This window comes from Oleiphilus sp. HI0125, assembly GCF_001635355.1.
Window position 1 is genome coordinate 1 of record NZ_LWGF01000110.1, and the last position, 714, is coordinate 714.

A 714-nucleotide genomic window follows, 5' to 3' on the forward strand; every position below is an offset into this window, starting at 1 on the left:
AACAGCACCACGACCTTTGTCGAGGCTTGATTCAACAACCGTACCTTTCGCAGGCGCTGATGGAACAGCTTTAAGCTCCAACATTTCTGCTTGTAGAAGAACCGCATCAAGCAATGCATCAATACCAGCACCAGTGTGCGCCGATACAGGAATGAACTGCACATCACCACCCCAGTCTTCTGGGATAACATCTTTTGCAGCGAGCTCGTTTTTAACGCGATCTGGATCTGCTTCTTCTTTATCCATTTTGTTGACTGCAACAACAATCGGCACGCCCGCTGAGCGAGCGTGCTGAACCGCTTCTTCAGTTTGAGGCATTACACCATCGTCTGCCGCAACAACAAGAATAACGATATCTGTACTTTGAGCACCGCGAGCGCGCATTGCGGTAAACGCAGCGTGTCCAGGCGTATCAAGGAATGAAATCATGCCGTGACCAGTCTCAACGTGGTATGCACCAATGTGCTGGGTAATACCACCAGACTCGCCTGCAGCAACTTTCGCACGACGAATATAATCAAGTAATGAGGTTTTACCGTGGTCAACGTGGCCCATTACACTAACAACTGGTGCACGAGGCATTTCTTCGCCATCGTAACTAATGCTATCTAATACATCAGTTTCGACTGCATCTTCAGAGAACAACTTAACCTTGTGGCCCATTTCCTCAACAACCAAGGTTGCTGTTTCTTGGTCAATTGACTGGTTTTGCGT

1 protein-coding gene is annotated in these 714 nt (G+C 48.2%); it reads right to left on the minus strand.

The window, feature by feature from the left end; genetic code table 11:
• A partial coding sequence (locus tag A3762_RS01690) for a translation initiation factor IF-2 (protein ID WP_156493126.1) occupies nucleotides 1-714 on the minus strand: 714 nt, incomplete at both ends.